This is a genomic window from Paenibacillus methanolicus (genome assembly GCF_008124765.1).
Classification (GTDB): Bacteria; Bacillota; Bacilli; order Paenibacillales; family Paenibacillaceae; genus Paenibacillus_Z; species Paenibacillus_Z methanolicus.
In genome coordinates this window covers 53,772-71,270 of the sequence record NZ_VNHS01000014.1, presented here as the reverse complement: position 1 = coordinate 71,270, position 17,499 = coordinate 53,772, and the positions used below count along the sequence as shown (strand labels likewise).

The 17,499-nt window shown below is 56.6% G+C and carries 10 protein-coding genes; 3 read left to right on the top strand and 7 right to left on the bottom strand.

What is annotated here, in order from left to right; translation table 11 throughout:
- Positions 1–27: 27 nt before the first annotated feature.
- Positions 28–5,178 (bottom strand): cadherin-like beta sandwich domain-containing protein, encoded by a 5,151-nt coding sequence (locus tag BCM02_RS30565; protein ID WP_148932927.1) that lies wholly within the window; start codon positions 5,176–5,178, stop codon positions 28–30.
- A 274-nt stretch (positions 5,179–5,452) separates the two neighbouring features.
- Complete coding sequence (locus tag BCM02_RS30560) at positions 5,453–7,999, bottom strand: winged helix-turn-helix domain-containing protein (RefSeq protein WP_187434494.1); 2,547 nt, start codon at positions 7,997–7,999, stop codon at positions 5,453–5,455.
- Positions 8,000–8,299: 300 nt separating this feature from the next.
- Between BCM02_RS30560 and BCM02_RS30555 the strand changes: the two genes are divergently transcribed.
- From BCM02_RS30555 to BCM02_RS30545, 3 genes are all read left to right on the top strand, one after another.
- Positions 8,300–8,647: a metalloregulator ArsR/SmtB family transcription factor gene (locus BCM02_RS30555; protein ID WP_148932925.1), complete on the top strand. Its 348-nt coding sequence runs from the start codon at positions 8,300–8,302 to the stop codon at positions 8,645–8,647.
- An 88-nt stretch (positions 8,648–8,735) separates the two neighbouring features.
- Complete coding sequence (locus BCM02_RS30550) at positions 8,736–9,515, top strand: SDR family NAD(P)-dependent oxidoreductase (protein ID WP_148932924.1); 780 nt, start codon at positions 8,736–8,738, stop codon at positions 9,513–9,515.
- A 264-nt stretch (positions 9,516–9,779) separates the two neighbouring features.
- On the top strand, positions 9,780–10,112 hold the full coding sequence (locus tag BCM02_RS30545; RefSeq protein ID WP_148932923.1) for a DUF1904 family protein: 333 nt from the start codon (positions 9,780–9,782) through the stop codon (positions 10,110–10,112).
- Positions 10,113–10,222: 110 nt separating this feature from the next.
- Here the strand turns inward: BCM02_RS30545 and BCM02_RS30540 are convergent, their stop codons facing one another.
- The 5 genes from BCM02_RS30540 to BCM02_RS30520 form a co-directional block, all read right to left on the bottom strand.
- Positions 10,223–11,302 carry a hypothetical protein gene (locus BCM02_RS30540; protein ID WP_148932922.1) on the bottom strand — a complete coding sequence of 360 codons (1,080 nt, stop codon included), beginning with the start codon at positions 11,300–11,302 and terminating at the stop codon, positions 10,223–10,225.
- Positions 11,303–11,318: 16 nt separating this feature from the next.
- Entirely contained in the window at positions 11,319–13,136 is a 1,818-nt protein-coding gene (locus tag BCM02_RS30535) for an HSP90 family protein (protein WP_148932921.1), read from the bottom strand.
- 204 nt (positions 13,137–13,340) lie between these two features.
- On the bottom strand, positions 13,341–14,885 hold the full coding sequence (locus BCM02_RS30530; protein ID WP_148932920.1) for an ABC transporter substrate-binding protein: 1,545 nt from the start codon (positions 14,883–14,885) through the stop codon (positions 13,341–13,343).
- Between the two features lie 7 nt (positions 14,886–14,892).
- On the bottom strand, positions 14,893–15,654 hold the full coding sequence (locus tag BCM02_RS30525) for a response regulator transcription factor (RefSeq protein WP_148932919.1): 762 nt from the start codon (positions 15,652–15,654) through the stop codon (positions 14,893–14,895).
- The gene (locus BCM02_RS30520) at positions 15,629–17,389 is read right to left on the bottom strand and encodes a sensor histidine kinase (RefSeq protein WP_148932918.1); all 1,761 of its coding nucleotides are present in this window, start codon (positions 17,387–17,389) and stop codon (positions 15,629–15,631) included. The genes BCM02_RS30525 and BCM02_RS30520 overlap by 26 nt, the downstream gene beginning before the upstream one ends.
- Positions 17,390–17,499 lie beyond the last annotated feature (110 nt).

Sequence of the window (17,499 nt, the reverse complement as noted above, 5' to 3'; positions counted from 1 at the left end):
CCCGTCGTTTATCGTTCCGTATGCGAGTTATGCCTCTGCCTGCTCCAACATGCGAATGAGCACCGTCACCGCTTCGGCTCGCGTCGCATGAGCCATGGAGCTAAATCTACCGTCGGCCGCGCCTTCCATAAGGCCGTGCGCTTTGATCGCGGCTACCGCGCCTTTCGCCCATGCCGGGATCGCGTTGTCATCCGCGAAACCCGTGGCGGCATCCACGGGAATGGACAATTCCAGCGCGGCGGCGATCATGGCGGCCATCTCGGCGCGGGTGATCTCGGCATTCGGATGGAAGGAGCCATCCTTGTAGCCTTTCACGATCCCCGCTTCCACCGCCTGAGCAATTGCTTCTCTCGCCCAAGCTCCGATTTGCGCCGTATCCGTGAAGGCCGGCTCTCCTCCTGCATGCGGCAGCTTCAGCGCGTTCATGAGCATTACCGTGAATTCGGCGCGCGTGATGGTATGGCCCGGTTTGAACATGCCATCTTCGTAGCCTTTGACCAAGCCGAGGCTCGTCGCGCGCTTAATGTTCGCTTCGGCCCAATTTCCCGCGATGTCGTTGAATGCCGGCGTCGGGGCAGCCTCTTCCTTATCCACCGCGAAGACCGCGAATTTCGTAAAATGATCCACTTCTACGCTTACTTCGCCGCCTTTTGCGGTACCGCCGACTTCGATCCATTCCCGCTTCGCCTCATCGTAATAGAAGATAACGGGCTTTTGGTTCTCCTTCACCAGGCCCGGATCGAAGGCAAACGTCAGCGTGATCGGCTTCTCGAAGTTTTGCGTGAAGTTTTTCGTCATTTCATAGATCGTGCTGGCCAGCGTCTCATCAGCCGTTAACAGACCTTCCGTATTCAGCACGGCTTCGATTTTCACCCGTAGTTCTTGACCTGCCGCCCCGCTCGGAATCGACACCTTCACGGCGTTGCCCATGCTCACCTCTCCGGATCTGCCCACGGGTAGCGTCAACTCGCCGTTGCGCGTCACGACCGGTTCGTTCGAAGGCGGCGTCGGCGTAGACGGGCTTGTCGGAGGCGATACCGCCGCCGCCTCGCGCGTTACGGTTACCGTGTACGTCTTCGTCGTCCTGCCGTCTGCGGCCGTAACCACAACCTCAACGACGTTCGCGCCGACGTTCAACGTGATCGGGGCGGACGCACTTCCGCTTACTACCACTACATCCTTCACCTTGACCTTCGCACCGGCTTCCGCCGCTGTCGGCGTAACCGTCACGCTGCTTACAACGTTCGCCACGCTAGCGGCGTAGCTCGTCGTGCCCGAGGCGAACGCCGGGTTCAGCGTTGCGCCGCCCGACAACGCTAAGTTGCTTAGGGTAGCGTTCTTGCTCGCCGCAGGTGCCTCCGACCGAACCACCGTCACCATATAGGTCTGCGATGTCATGCCGTCCGCCGCCATCACGAAGATAGGAATGGAGTTGATGCCCACCTTCAGCGCGACTTCGTCCGATGCCGTGCCGCTTGCGACCATCATGTCCTTCACGATAATCGCCGCTTCCGCATCCGCCGCCGTCGGCGTCACCGTCAGGCTGCTCACGCCGTTCGCGACGTAAGCGGTATATTCCGTCGTAGCCGGCTGGAATGCCGGGTCCAGCACCGCGCCGCCCGATAAGACCAGATGGCTTAAACTCGGCAATGCCGTGGCACGCGTGACCGTTACCGTATACTGGTGCGTAATTGTACCGTCCGCGGATGTGACCGCAACCGATACCGTATTCGCGCCTTCATTCAAGGTAACGGGTTCCGATGCCGACCCGCTGGCTACCGCCTTGTCGTTGACCGCGATCTTCGCTCCCGCGGTCGACGCCGTAGGCGTGAACGTTAGGGCGCTCACGTCATTCGCGACCTCTGCCGCGTAGCTGACGGTGTCCCACGCGAATGCCGGGCTCAGCGCAACGCTGTCCGACAGCGTCAGGTTGCTCAAGCTCGCTCTCACGCTGACCGCCGCGCGCGTGACCCAAATCGTGTACGTCCGCTGTGAACCATTCGCGGCCGTCACTTCAATATCGATGGCGGTAACGCCTACATGCAGCGGAATGCTGTCGGATAACGTTCCGCTTGTTACCGGTGCACCATTCACCTTGACGGTCGCGCCGACGTCCGCCACGGTCGGCGTTACCGATAGCGTGCTCACTTCATAGGCCGCATCCGCGTCGTAGTAGAGCGTTTCCGAAGAGAATATTTTATCCAGCGCGATGCCGTCCGATAAAGTCAAGCTGCTCAAATTGGAGTTCCCGCTTAATGGGGGTGCCGCACGCGTCACGGTTACCGTATAGGTCCGCTTCGTGATTCCGTCCGCGGCCGTCACTTCGATCGTGATCCGATTATCGCCGACGCTCAGCGGGATCGACCCCATATAATTGCCCGCTTGATCGTTAATCCGCACCGTCGCGCCCGCATCCGTCGCGTCGGTCGACACGCTAGTTTCGCTCACTCCGTTGTCTACATTCATCGTGTAGTTCAACGTTCCCGGCGCGAACGCCGGGGTAAGCGATCCATATGCGCTAAAACTCAATATGCGCAAGCTCGCGTCCGTACTTGGCGGCGCGGGGGCACGCGTTACGGTTACCATATATTCGGTGACCGTCTTGCTGTCCTCTGATGTCACTCTGATGAGAATTGGATTGGAGCCGACTTTCAGTTCGACCATGTATGGCGTACCGCTAGGGAGCGTTCCGGAGCGAGTCCCGCCGTATAACTCCAGCCTTGCTGTCGCATCCGATACGGTCGCCGTGATCGACATCCTATTCACTTCATGCGCGACGTTTGCCGTGTAAGCAAGCGTACCCGGCGCAAAAGCAGGACTCAACGCGATTCCGTCCGATAAGGTCAGACTGCCCAAGTTAGCACTAGGCGGTGCTTCTCGCGTCACCGTAACCGTGTACGTCGTCTTGGTCAAGCCGTCCGCGGCCGTCACGTCAATGACAACGAGGGTCTCGCCGACGCTCAGCTCGATTGCTTCGGATATCCCGCCTGTTGGAACCACCTGACCGTTGACCTTAATCGTCGATCCTGCGTCGGCAGCACCCGGTATGACCGTAAAAGGATCGATGTTATCGTAGGGAACGCTTATCCGGTAGCTATGTATCTCCGGCGCAAATGCAGGGCTTAAGGGGGAGCTGCTAGTCACGATCAGGTCGCTCAAGTTGGCATTCGTGCTTGGCGGCACCGCACGCTTCACCGTCACCTCATACTTCTGCATCGTCCTGCCGTCCGCCGTCGTCACTTCAACGGTAATCGGGTTGTTGCCTACGCTCAGCACGATCTCTCCGGACGCCGAGCCGCTCGCGACCGGTATAGCGTTCACGGTTGCCGTCGCCCCCGCATCCTCAACGGTTGGCATGAGCGAGATGCGGTCCACGCCGCTCGCAACGCTAACCGAATACCGGTATACCCCTTTATCGAAGGCCGGCGTAAGCGTCCCCGCCGAGACCGTCAGTCCGCTCAGATCGGACGCCCTGTAGTGAACGATCGTCCCTTTCGCCCCGACAGCCACATAGGTCCCATTGCCGTACGTAATGGCTTTCAGATCACGTGGGGTAATCCAGGTCATATCTCCCCAAGCAACGCCATTGGCCGATGAGGCGATGGTGCCGTTATCCCCTACGGCGATGAACTTCCCTTTTCCATATGTAATCCTTGTAATCGGATTATTAATACCCGCCGGTTGCTTCGTCCACGTGATACCATCGCTTGAGGTCAGTACGGACCCTGAGTCGTCTCCCGTCACGAACATGCCGTTGCCGTAAGCGACGCTCAATAGACCGCGTGCAGACTTATACTTAAGCGTCCATGTCTCCCCATCGGTAGAGGTCACAATGGAACCATCCGCCCCTGCCCCGACGAAGACGCCATTCCCATAGGCCAGATCGCTCAGGAGAGAGCTCGTGCCCGAGGGATGTTCCGTCCAGGTGATCCCATCTTCAGACGTCTTGACTGCACCACCATTATAAGCGGCCACGAACTTGCCGTTCGCGAACAAGAGATCGTGATAGACCCCCGACGTGCAGCACGGGCCCGTACGGTCGGTCCACGTGATTCCATCTTCGGAGGTGATGATCTTGTCGCCGTATCCTACCGCAACGAACCGCGAGTTGCCGTATGCGATCCCCTCCATTTGGGTCGCATCGACGGAGACGCGGCTTGACCAGTTGACGCCGTCGGGGGACGTGACGAGCGCGCCGTTCTGCCCTGTCGCCACGAACATGCCGTTGCCATACGCGATGTCGAGCAGCGTAGACACAGTCGGCGATGTCGGATGTATCCAACTCGATATTTCATTTGGACTTAGGATGGTGCGGCCAGTGCCCGCCACCATGAACTTCCCATCGGCGAACGTAATGCCTTTAAGATCCGCCAACGTGCCGGCCGTGCGATCCTGCCAGTCGATGCCGTTCTCAGAGACGAGTATGACCCCTCTTTTGCCGACCGCCATGAACTTGCCGTTCCCATACGCGACGTCTTCGATGTACGCGGTGGCGTCTCCGGATTCCCGCGTGGTCCACGCGATTCCGTCCACGGATGTCATGACAACGCCGCTTCCGCCGCCAAAATAGTAGCCTCCGACGGCCACGAACATCCCATCCCCGTAGCTAACGGAAACAAGAGACTCCCCGTTCGTTGCCACGGCGCGCTCCGTCCAAATCACGCCATCGCCGGAGGTTAGCATCGCATCGGAACCCGCCGCCACGTATAGGCCATTGCCATAGGTAAGCTGACCGAGGTTTTTGGACGTAGACGAGGTCTGGCTGGTCCACGTTACGCCATCCGTCGACGTTGTAACGGCTCCGCCTAGCCCTACGGCCGTGAACTTCCCGTCCTGATAAATAATGCCTTCTAACTGCGCCGTCACGCCGGATGCAGAATGGGACCAGTCACTGCCGTTCTCGGACACGATAATAGCGCCTTTATCCCCGACCGCCGCGAATACCCCATTGCCGTAGGCCACATCGGTATAAGCCCGATTCGGCACGGTCGTCTCTCTCCAATTCTCTCCATCGGCTGAAGTCTTGATCACGCCTCCCTCGCCAACCGCTACGTACGTCCCGTTGCCGTATGCGATCGCCAGGAAATCGCCGGAGGCGGCCGAAGCCGGAGTTGGGGCCGGCAGGAGTCCCGCCAGGAGAGCGCACATGATCAGCATGGCCGCTAAACGTCTATACATCGTTACCAACACGCACCTTTTCCATAGGTTTAAAATCGATATAAAGCCGATTTGTTCACTGTAATTAGAAGCGAGACGCTCCTTTAATTCACGAAGACTTTCTCGCCGATTCGTCAGAATTCGAGCTCGTAGACCCAACCTCTACTATAAAACAAGGCGGAATCGATTGGACCTACCCGCGCGGGTAGATCGAGGCGCCGAAATCGGGTAGGTAGGCCGGTTGGCTCCCCGCACAACACGAGAGACAGTACCTCAAGGGGCACTGTCTCTCGAATCACGATTGATTTACTTTCCTGACGCGTTGAATCGCTTGCGCCCGGTTGTTGACGCCTAACTTGCGATATACGTTCTTCAAATGGAACTTTACCGTGTCCAGCGTAATATTCAGCTTAGCGGCAATTTCCTTATAGATGAATCCGTCCGCAAGCAAGGCGAGCACCGCCTCTTCCTTCTCGGTCAGAGGCGCATCCGACAGCGGGTGAGGTGACAGACCGCCGCCTGCGGCTTCAATAAGGAGGCGAACATAGTTCAAGGACGCCAGCGACATCGCGGCTTCTTGCCGTTCATGCAGCAACTCAGCTAGCATCTCGACCATCGGCGGACCTTCGTCAAGGAAGCTGCGCATATAGCCCCCCGGTTCCGACAGCCGCAAGGCGGTCGCTAACGGTTCCAATGCCGCATGGGGCTGATCGGATTGCCAGAGCACCACGCTCTGCGCGATCTTCAGCTTGATGCGATCGCGCAGCCGATCGGCCTGAGCCGCCGACCGCTCCAGCTGCTCGAGCACGCGCAGGGCGTCCTCGATCCGATGGTTCGCCGCGAGCGCCTTGACCAGGATCAGATACTCGTCAAAATGGCGCATGGTTACGTCGTCCGCCGGCGACAACCCGCTTTGCTTCAGCCAAGCGTAAGCCTTCTCGCGCTGCCCTTGAATCAGGAACAGCTGCGCTTGCTCCGCCTCGATCCTTTTGCGAATCACGTGCAGATCGGGCGAATCGACGTTCGAGCCGAACCGGCCAAGCCACTCGATCGCATGGCCCCCGTTCCCCCGCGCCTGTTGAAGCCTGGACGACGCAAGGCCGAGTTGAATCCAGATCCATACGTTGGCCCGCAAATCCTCCCGGTTCAGCGCTTGTCCGAGAACCCGCTCCGCCTCTTCCAGCCGATTCCGCTCATACAGCAGCAAGCCGTACGTCAGGTAAAAGTAGCCGATAAACGGGTAATTCTCTTTCTTCTCCCACGTCTGGATCCACTTCAGCAGAAATTGCTCCACCTCGCGAAGATCGCGGGTTAACGAGAGAAGATCCATGAACCCTTCGTGCCCTTGATACCGTTTGGTTGAAATCATCTGGAAGCTGCTGCCTTCCGGCAGACAGCGCTCCGTCAGCTCGAAATATCGCGAAGTGAGCGGCAAGTCCTGCAGCAGGTAGGCGAAGATGCCGCATAAATAATACAGATTGCCCATTAACGTATTCCAGTCGGACTCCGGGATGAACGCCTTCATGGCTTCGAAGCGCTTCTCCGCTTCCTCGGCTCTGCGCAGCCCCCGGCTCCATTCGCCATCCATCAGCAGCTGGGAAATATAGAACAATTCGAACGTCGGCTTGAACGCGTAACTGCCCTCCGGCAGGGCATTGATCCACCTCAGCAGCACATGGCCCTTCGTGAGCATGAGTTCCGGCAAGAGCCGCTCGATGAGCCGGATGGCCTCCTCGATTTGCCGCGCTTTGAGGTAATGCTCCACCGCTTCTTCGCAGAGCCCTTCCCGCTCATGCCAAGCCGCGGCCCGATGATGGGATTGCCGCCATAGCTCGGGATATTCTCTGGCGCTTAGCTGCTGCAAGAACTCGGACAACAGGTGGTGATACCGGAACCAATCCCGCTGATCGTCGAGCGGAATAAGGAACAAATTGAGCTGTTCCAGCTTCTCCAATTGCTTCTGCCCGTCGGGCTTCGCCGTTACCGCTTGACACATCTCCCCGTTCAGGCGGCCGAGCACGGAGGTTGCCAGCAGAAATTCCCGCAGCGATTCGGGCAAATGCGCGAACACTTCTTCCAACAAATAATCGGAAATGCGGCGCTGCCGGCCGCCGAACTCGCGAATCGTGTCCGGAATATTGCTGCTCCGTTTCAGCGTAATCGCCGCAAGCTGCAGTCCGCTCACCCAGCCTTCCGTCTGTTCGAACAGCTCCGCGACTTGTTTCTCCGTTAACGATAAGTCCGTTGTCTCCCGGAAGAAAACAACCCCTTCTTCCAGCTCGAAGCGCATATCCTCGATCCGAATGACGTTGAGCTCCCCTTTGGCCAACAGTCTCGCCGTAGGAAAAGACAGCTCGGTGCGGCTTGCGATATAGAGATGGACATGCGGCGGCAAATATTGAAGCATAAAGCGCATCGCTTCGTTCACGGACGCGTTCTCGATGACATGGTAATCATCCAGAATCAGAACGAATTCACCGCTAATCGAGTGGAGTTCATTCACGAATACCGATATGGCCGAATCAATCGAAGCCGCCGAAGCCGGCTCAAGCAGAAATGCAATCGATTCCCCGAACCGCGGCAGCTGTCGTCGTATGGAAGCCAGAACGCAGCTCCAGAACGCGCTCCAGTCGTTGTCGTACTTGTCCAGCGAGACCCAGGCTACCGGGCAGCGGCATTGTCTCGCCCACTCGCTTAACGCCGTCGTCTTGCCGTAGCCCGCCTGGGCGGATATTAAAGTCAGCTTGACCTCCATGCCTTCCTCCAACTTGCGCGTCAGCCGCGGGCGGGACACCAACGATTTTCGCGCGGGGGGAATAAGAAGGCTCGTGCTTCTCATCATGATTAAGGCCTCCACAAGCGGTATGAAATAAACAAATGCTAGATTAATCATATTCGACTTGATTAGACATATTCCCTTTGTTCTTGTGCTCCCCATACCAAAAACCGCGGACTGCGATTGCACGCACTTTCGTCGTATAACGTATACCTTCCATTCGCTCGTACTTCCGTATGTCAAAGCTCCCTCGTAGTTGGAACACTCGCTCCAATACTCCCCTTGACAATACCGAAATTCCGCATTATGTTTAAATAACCAAATATTTAGTTACTTAGTTGATAGCAAAATGGAGACGATGCACCAATGGACGCCCCCAACACGACGCAACTCGAGACGCTCGTTCATCGCCAGCTGAGGGAATGCAGCCCCATCTTCCTCGCCTTGGCCGACCCGATCCGGCAAGATATTATTATGCTGCTGACGAAGCACGACTCGCTCAATGTGGCCCAGATCGTGGAGCGATCGCCAATGTCCCGATCCGCGATTTCTCATCATTTGAAGATTCTAAAGCAAGCCAACCTCGTTCAGGCCGCCAAAGTAGCTACCGAGATTTATTACAGCCTGGATATCGAGGAAGCGGTGCGCCATCTGAAGGATTTCATCGCCACAACCGAACGCATCATCGAGATGAAGACCGCTGGGGCCGAGTAAGGCCCTTTCTTCAAACGCTAAATAACCAAATAATTAAATATTTAGTTGTTTGGTCTTTAGATAAATCAAGCCTAGGAGGTTCCTCCGCATGACAACGGTTCTGATTACAGGCGCATCCAGCGGCATCGGCAAGGCGTTCGCGGAATTGTTCGCCAAGAAGAAGTATCGCCTCATTCTCGCCTCCCGCAACGAAGAGAAGCTGAACGGCATTGCCCGGCAACTGCGGGATAACCATGGGGTCGAGCCGATCCTCATCCCCGTCGATCTGGCCCAACGCGCAGGTCCCGTCCTGCTGTACGAGCGGTTAAGCGAACAGGCCATCGCGGTCGACGTCCTCGTCAACAATGCGGGGATCGGCTCCTTCGGACTGCTCCACGAGCTAGACGTGCACGCCGAGCTCGAGATGCTGCAGACCAACGTCCATGCGCTCTCCCACCTCATGATGCTCTTCCTGCCCGATATGGTGAAGCGCGGCAGCGGACGCATCTTGAACGTCGGGTCGACCACGTCCTTCTACCCCTGCCCGCTCAGCGCCAACTATTCCGCCTCCAAAGCGTTCGTGCTCTCGCTCACGGAATCCGTGGCGAACGAACTGCAAGGAACAGGCGTCACCGTCACCGCCTTATGCCCCGGCGCCACGGGGACCGACTTCTTCCGAAGCGCCAAGATGGAGAGTCAGAAGGTGTCCGATCCGCGTGCGCTCATGAGCCCGCAGACCGTTGCCGAGATTGGATACCGCGCGCTGATGAGCGGCAAAACCTTCGTCGTGCCCGGGTTCCAGAACTGGCTGCTTACCCAAGCGCCCCGCTTGTTCCCGCGAAGCTTCGTCACCCGCATTACTCGAAGCGTGCTGGAGCAGAAGCGATAAGCAACTGCGCCGCGGTATTGCCGTATTTGAAGAGGGCTCCCTCCGAATGATCGGAGGGAGCCCTCTTCATATCCACCGCTCGCGAAGGAAATTCAAGCTTACATATGCCCCTTCCGCCGCGGAAACGCCATTGGTTACGCTAGACCCGTGGTCGGCGTACTGGCGCCCGCGCGGAAGGAGTTTCGGGGGATCGGGGTGAATGTGGTAGTTGGGGTAATGAAGAAAATGACACAGGATAAAATTTAATCCACAGGAGGATCCTAAATGCCGCAATTGATTTTCAGAGGAATTCCAGCCGAAGGCATACGTGCCATTAGCATCCCTCTCGTCGAAGAGATGGCCGCGATATGCCAATGCGGAACGGATAATTTCACCTTGGAATGCTTGCACGTCACCGCGATATTCGACGGGAAATATACCGATTCGTACCCGGTCATCGACGTATGGTGGTTTGAACGGGGGGACGACGTGCGCGATAAGATGGCCGAAACGATCGATCGGCATGTCCGGTCGCTGGGTATCCCCGATCTGGAGATTTCCTTCCGCGTTGGCCGCGAGGATAACTTTTATATGAATGGACGCCGGTATGGCTCTTAGCTGACACAAAAAGCTCCCCTTATAGGAACAGGTTTTATTATTTCTCCTGTCCACCTTAAGGGGAGTCTTTCTAACCTCGATCCGATATCAACATCGTGCCAAGGTCTGCATCAGCCTACGTCGATACGGCTGCGAACAAGGGCCGCATACATCTCGTTGCCGTTACGGCGATCGAGACTAGCCGCCGTCGCCGTCGCGCCGTCCTCGAACCACCGGGCAAGCTTCTCGAAATCCCCCGCTTGATCGGCAAGGGGGTGCGAGGCCGGCAGCCGCAGCTTGTACGGATATCCGCTTGCCGCCATTCGCTTCAACAGCCCCGCGGCGCTCGAGTCGAACATCATTTTCTCGAACGGATCTTCATGATGGACGGCAAGCGGCAGCGCACGCTCGAACACGTCTCTTGCTTTCTTCACGTCGATCCGGGTCAAATAGGCGATATGATCGCCAAACGCCTCCACGAAGTCTTTATTGCCGGCAATGAGGCGGTGTCCCTTCTTCTGGAGTACCTCCGCATCGTCCACCCGGTTCAGCCGATACGCCGGGAGCAGCAAAGCGGCGAACGTAAAGTGCGGCACTTCGGAACACTTCATTCTCCCGGAGATCATCGGCTCCGCAGCTTCGAACGCCCGTTCATCGTCGCCCATGAACGCCCAGTACTTCACAAGCTGGTGCTGCTCGCATGGCTTGCAATCGCTTAAGTCGTCGCGTTCTAACGCCGTCCACGCCTCGTAGTGCTCCATCGCCTGCTCCCGATCGCCGCATTGCATGGCAATGCGAAACCGATAATGATGGTAAGTACGATCGCTATAGCCATAGGCGCGATACCGTTCCAGCATATCGGCCAGGAGCGACTCGATTTGCTCCATCGTGATGTCGGGGAAATGAGACGCCTTGTTCAGCACCCATTTGTAATACCACAACAAGTGAAAGGTATTGAATGCATCCTCGTGCTTATCCCATTGTCCGAGCAGCCAAGAAAACGCCACGAGCGCGCGGAGGGGAAACCCGGAAAACGAGGCGGTCTCGACAATCTGCACCCTCGCCTGATAGCCTTGCATCACGTCTTGGGCACTGTCTGCCAGCCGGACCGCTTCATCCAATATCGCCAGCTTCGCTTCCCCTTTCGGAAGCTGTTCCGCTTCCATCATGAGTTCGCGAAAGGTTGGCCTATGATTCGTGTTCGTCGTCATCGGTGCATCTCCTCGTCTAGTTGTTGCCGTTCAAGCCCAAGTCCATCAAGCGAAGGAGTCCTTCATTGAACAAAGAGAGCTCCTCTTTCCTTAGCGGGTAATGCCCCATGAGCAGCGCATTCACATACAGCATCTCGAGGGCGGTCGGCAGCATGGCGCCGGCATCGGCCGCGAACAATCGCGCAATCATCGGATTGTTCAAATTCAAGACGAGCGTGGCGTAAGCAGCCTCGTGGTAGCGATTAGATACATTGGTCAAAATGGAGGCAAACAAAGGCGTGCTCTCCTGCTTGGTCAGCTCGATGGAACGCATCGCGTTGTATTCCTTCGAAGCGAGGTACAGGGCCGGCAGCGATTCCGGTTGAAATCGCTTGAGCTCGGCCCGGCAGCGGAACCGCTGCAGGATTGCGTCGGCTTGCCGCAGCGCTTCATAGTACTGGTGTCGTTCCGGTTCCGAAAGGTCGCCGAAAGCCAGCGATACATCGGTGGATGCCATCTGCTCGACTTCCACGTCCGGACAAACCTCCGGCAGCCGATCGATCAGCTCCGCATCGTACACATAGCCCCCGTTAATAATGAGAAGCGATTGTGCCTTCGCGATATGGGCAATTTGCCGATACTCGTCCACCGTTCGCGTAAAACCTAACTTTCGGCTTCGCTCCATCAGTTCGCCCAGCGTATGCTGCCCATAGGTGCTTTCGAATGGAAGCCACTTGTAAATCACCCGGAAGAAGGTGTCGTCCTCGGCGGCGAGCGCCTTCATGGAATGAGCATGCAGCCGGATGACGCTTTGAAGACGATCGGGCTCATACGCCGACATGCGAATCAGTTCCCGGCGGATGGAATCGCCGAGCTCTTCGCGGACCTGATCGAGACGTTCGTTCTCGTAGAACCCCTCGCGGGAAGCCGTCGGCTGAAGCTCGTCCGTCCAAATCAGACATTTCACGAAAAATGCCCAGTCCGGCAGGATGTTTTCCGCTTTCTCCGAAACCAGCATCTGCTTCAAGTACACGCGGTGCGTTTTCTTGGCGTTCAAGTTCACCGTGTAAGGCAGTATGTAGGCGATGCCTCCCGTTCTTCCCGAGGATGTCTGCAAAGGGATGCACTCGGTGAACGTCTCGCCAAGCAGCCTACGCCCGAATTGCAGCGCCTCTTGCTTCCGGGTCCGGATTACATCGGGCTGTGCAAGCCAATCGGGGATATGTTCATTGACGGTTTGCAAGCCGCCTTCATATTGAAAGCGAATGGGATAAGGAAGCATGACGCCATAATGATAAAGAAGCTCGCCTACGCGGCCGGGGGTAAAATAATCTTCGCAGCCCGGTTTGCAGCGCAGATACACCTTAGTGCCTGGCGCCACTTCGATCTCCAGCTTGCGGATCGTATAGGTGCCATCCGCTTTTCCTCGCCATTCCAGCGGCGGCGACCCTTCTTGGGCAGAGCGGGTGATCATGACGATCTCGTCGCTGACCATAAAGCAAGAAAGCAGGCCGATGCCAAAACGGCCGATAAACGTGATCTCTTGGGAAAGAAAATCGCGGTTTCCTTTGGAGGATTGCCCGATCATCGCCAGGAACTGATGAATCTCCTCTTCGGTCAGGCCAACTCCGTTATCCTCCAGGACGAGCGAGGAGCCGCTTCCTTCGCCGACCAGCTCGACTGAAATCTCCCCTGCCAACCCGGGCTCCGATTTTCGACGCGCGGTAATGGCATCCGTCGCATTCTGGAGCAGCTCCCGCAGGAATACTTTCGGACTGCTGTATAAGTGATTGGATAAAATATCGATCATGCCGCCAAGATTGACTTGAAATCGAAACGCATTCGGCTCGTTCATCGAAATACCCCCTTTATTGAACTCAAATGGATAAAATATGAGAAATGCACCTGAATATTGTATCGCATAACCTCCCAGCCTGTCTGTGAGGAGGGTTAATATTTCTTCGGCATTTACTCAAAATTATTGAAAAAGAAGATCGTTCGTCCTGCTCAAACAAAAAGAACCGCCCTCGTCGTTAGACAGGCGGTTCGAATTAACCAATTAACGACGCGCTCCGCTTCCGGGCATCGAACCGGCGGCTCGCCAAGCGTCAAGCTGCTTTTGCACTTCGGACCGCACCTCTTCAATGCCCGCCTGCCGTAGCTCCTGATTAAATTTCGGCAGCACCGAATCCACATCCACGCTGCCCGTCATCAGGCTGGGATAGTATTTCTCCCAGACCAACTGAATGTTCTGCATCTCGATGGGCATCCGGGACAAGTCCGGGGTGAAGCCCAGCGTGCTCGATTCGACCGCTTCCCTGTTGCTGGCGCGGAATTGATCCCATTTGTCCAAGGGGTCCGGGTATTCGCCGCCCATCGTCTTCAAGATGAACCAATTCCCCTGGGTGTACTGCACGCCTCCATAGCGCGGGAGCGCATCCGGGATCGGATTGCCGTTATTATCCTTCGGCGGAATCGGCATCACCTGGCCGTTGCGATCCAACGTGTAGTGCACGCCCTCGATTCCGAAATTGAACAGATTGCGCACCTCGGGATCCGTGTTCAGCAGATTGAGAAACCGGACGGACTCGACGGGATGCTTCGTATCCGCGCTGACGGACATGACCCCTCCTCGGGTGGATTCCGTCGTGATGAGCGCAGGGGTGACCGGGTAGGCCACCATCTTGTAACCGCGATCCTTGCTCCAGCTATTTTCCGACAAGGGGCCGCCGCCCGCGGCTTTCCAGAATACCCGCGCGCCCCGCTTCAGTCCTTCGGTTTCCCGCAGGGCCGCGTCCTCATTAATATAGCCTTCCACATAATAATGCCGAAGAAGATCCAACACCTTCCGGGCTTCTTCGGTTTCGAATATATTCACCACCGGGGAATGGGGATCTAGAATCTTCGTCATAAGCGGAAGCGTCTTGTCCGATATGTATTCGTAGCCGTCCAAGGCGAAGAAGTTCTGAGATTCCTTGTCGAGCTCCATCGGCAGATAGGCGGGTTCCTTCTGCTTGATCATCCTAAGCAGCGGTTCAAGGGAAGCCAACGTGGCGTACTTCGAGATGTCGATCCGGTACTTCTTCACCAACGCCTCCGGGTACATCCACTGGTCGCGCACGGCTAATTCTTTGTTGGTCGGCACGCCGTAGATGCCGCCGTCCTCCATCCGCACCCCTTGCCAGAAAATCGGGTCGATCGCGTCAACCATCTCTTTACCCGCATTCGACAAGTAGTCGTTCAGCTTCAGCCACGCGCCTCGCTGCGCATAGATCGCATACTCCGGCGCGAACGCGATGTCAAAAGGGGTTCCAGCCGACACGAGGGTGTTCAGGCGGTCTTCGTACTCTTGCCAGCCCACTTTGATATACGTGACGGTCACCCCGATTTTCTCGGCCAGCACCTCGTTGATCTTGTCGTTGACCATCTGCAGGTCCTCGTCCGGATCCCCGATCGTGTAATAGATCAAATTCACCGTATCGGCGGACATGGCGGCATTGTCTTCCTGACCGGATGCGGAGAAACAGCCGGATAACGGCAGCGTCAGCATCAGGACGAGCGCGAGGGAGGTAACGAGACGACTCCAGTTCCGTTGTTCCCGCATGGCGTCATTATTCCTTTCTCCGCATATCCGACGGTGATTGGCCGAAATACGCGTGGAAATGAGAATAAAAATAGTTCAGGTTGGGATAACCGACAGCAAGCGCGATGCTAATGATCTTCTCGTCCGTCGCCTGTATGCGTGCCTGGGCGCGAAGCATCCGGTAGGCCATCAGATATTCCGAGAACTTCTTTCTCGTCTCCTTGAGGAAAAGCTGCCCGAGGTACGTGCCGTTCATGCGAAACCGCTCCGCCACCGATTTCAAGCTCAAGTTCTGGGCATACTCCGCCTTGACGATCAGCAGAATGCGATTGGTCAGCTTGGATAGGCTGTCGTAGCGCACGCCGAGCACCGGATCTATATCCCGATCATCGGGATCCGCGCCTGCCAGCTTACCGTGCAGATCTTCCACGATAATCTTCTCGATCAGCTGCTGCAGCTTCGAACGGTCGACGGGTTTGAGCAGGTAGTCCTTGGCCCCGCAGCGAATCGCCTCCAGCGCATACTGAAATTCGCCATAGCCGCTCATCATAATATATTTCGAGGGGACGCGCAGTTCGTTGAGCTTGTGGATCGCATCATAACCGCGCTGCTTGCCGATGCATACGTCGAAGATCGCCAGATCGGGCAGCATGTCCACGGCCTTGGAAATCGCGCCCTCATAGGTCTCGCTCGTCTCAATGCGGCCAAAGCCGTATTTCTCCCAGTCCAGCGTGCGCTTCATGCCCTCCAAAATCTGCGGCTCGTCATCGACGATCAGCAACTTGTACATCGTTCGTCGCCTCCTTGGATAGGATTACGGTTATTTTAACGCCGGCTTCCTCGTTATTGTCGATCGTCATGGAGAACCCTTTCCCATAGAAAAAGCGCAGCCGGGTGTACACGTTGCGCAGACCGATGCTATCCGCCGGGGCGTCGTCGCCGCTGGCGAGCTTATTCCGGATTTCGGCTAGACGCTCGGTTGAAATCCGATTGCCGTTGTCCACGATCTCCAGCACGAAGCCCCCCTCTTCCTCCCAGCCGTTCACGATGAGCAGATTGAACTCGCTCTCCGGGTGGAAGCCGTGGATGAAGAAGTTTTCCGCCAGCGGCTGCAGCCAGAATTTGACGGTGGGCAAGGCGAGCAACGCCGGTTCGATATGAAACTGATAATAAAAGCGGTCCGGATATTTGAACTCCATAATTTTCAAATACTGCTGAAGCAAGTTCAACTCGCTGCTTAGTGAAATGATATTCTCGTTCTTCACGATATCCCGATACAGCGCGCCCAAGGTGGCGATGGCGTCGGATGTATGATCGGCGCTGTTCATCAGCGCGGATGAACGAATCACCTCGAGCGTATTATACAAAAAATGCGGATTAATCTGATGTTGAAGCGCTTTTATTTCCGTCTCTTGCTGCTTGAGTTTGAGCAAATAGTTGGTGCGGATATGCCGATCGAGCTGACGGATCATATCGTCCAATTCCCGAGCGATCATCCCGTATTCGTTCCTTCGGTAGCGGGCCGGCTTAACCGGCGTAAAGTCCGCCGTTTTCACGCGTCCGATGGAATTGATGATCCGCCGCAAGAAGTTCGCGTCCTCGCGCAAATTGTATACGATGAGCAGCAGGACGGAGATCATCGCGGTCAGGACGATGAGAAACACGATGAGCAGCACGTTGGCTTTTTGACGAATCAGCGAGGCCACATCCACGATGCTGACGAACTGGTAATCGAACTCGCTGGAATAGAACGCCGCGTAATACGCGCGGTCCATGAAACCCGTCGTCAGCAAGCCATGCGAGCGCCCATCCGCCACGGCCCGGCGAATCCGCTCCTCCGCGGCGCGTCCGTTACCGGCGATCAGGTACACGTCTCCCGAAGCGCTGACTGCCGCGGCTTCATCCGAATAGTCATGATGCGCCGTCTTAAAAATCCGGTCGCTGCTGACCAGGAATCGGAATTCGCCCAACTGGCGGGAGATTTGGTTCGGATCCGAAAGCTTCTTGCGGTAGACGAATCCTTGTTGGATCGTCTCGCGAAACGTCTCATCCGCGTTCGGCAGACGGAATCGAAAACTCGTATTGCCGTTATGATCAAAGCTGACCACGTTACCCTCTTGTTCGGTATGCAAGCTGATTTGCGTGATGTCTCCTTTGCCCCCGTTGCTCAGAAAGGATTTGATATCGTCGGGAAAAGAGACGAGCGGCCGGTTATAGTGGCTGCCCTGCAGCCTGCTCGTCAGATAGCCTTCCGCGTTATTGCCCAAGAAACTGCGAATGTCGGACACCAGCCCGCTGTTGGAATACACGCGCTGCATGAACGCTTCGATCCGGTCGGCGTCGTACCGTAGGCTGTTCTCCGCCCGAGAGAACGCGCCGGCGGCCTCATTCCGCGAATTCTCCACCCATTGGTCCAGCAGCACGGCGCAGGTGAGCGCGCCGATCGTTACCCCTATGAACACCACGAATACCGCATAGGCAATGAACTTGGCGCGATAGATCTTGATTTGCATAAATGAACGCATCGCATGCGGCCTCTCCTTTGCAATAGGCTGTCGTCGCCCCCCCACTGCTCCACCATATAACGGAGGGTTCGAGAAAAACAATCCTAAATTTCGTGCCAGAAAACCCGAAC

Bases quoted from the DNA above. Each gene is read 5' to 3' on its own strand.
- BCM02_RS30565 (WP_148932927.1), bottom strand. From the start codon at position 5,178: ATGTATAGACGTTTAGCGGCCATGCTGATCATGTGCGCTCTCCTGGCG.
- BCM02_RS30560 (WP_187434494.1), bottom strand. From the start codon at position 7,999: ATGATGAGAAGCACGAGCCTTCTTATTCCCCCCGCGCGAAAATCGTTG.
- BCM02_RS30555 (WP_148932925.1), top strand. From the start codon at position 8,300: ATGGACGCCCCCAACACGACGCAACTCGAGACGCTCGTTCATCGCCAG.
- BCM02_RS30550 (WP_148932924.1), top strand. From the start codon at position 8,736: ATGACAACGGTTCTGATTACAGGCGCATCCAGCGGCATCGGCAAGGCG.
- BCM02_RS30545 (WP_148932923.1), top strand. From the start codon at position 9,780: ATGCCGCAATTGATTTTCAGAGGAATTCCAGCCGAAGGCATACGTGCC.
- BCM02_RS30540 (WP_148932922.1), bottom strand. From the start codon at position 11,302: ATGACGACGAACACGAATCATAGGCCAACCTTTCGCGAACTCATGATG.
- BCM02_RS30535 (WP_148932921.1), bottom strand. From the start codon at position 13,136: ATGAACGAGCCGAATGCGTTTCGATTTCAAGTCAATCTTGGCGGCATG.
- BCM02_RS30530 (WP_148932920.1), bottom strand. From the start codon at position 14,885: ATGCGGGAACAACGGAACTGGAGTCGTCTCGTTACCTCCCTCGCGCTC.
- BCM02_RS30525 (WP_148932919.1), bottom strand. From the start codon at position 15,654: ATGTACAAGTTGCTGATCGTCGATGACGAGCCGCAGATTTTGGAGGGC.
- BCM02_RS30520 (WP_148932918.1), bottom strand. From the start codon at position 17,389: ATGCGTTCATTTATGCAAATCAAGATCTATCGCGCCAAGTTCATTGCC.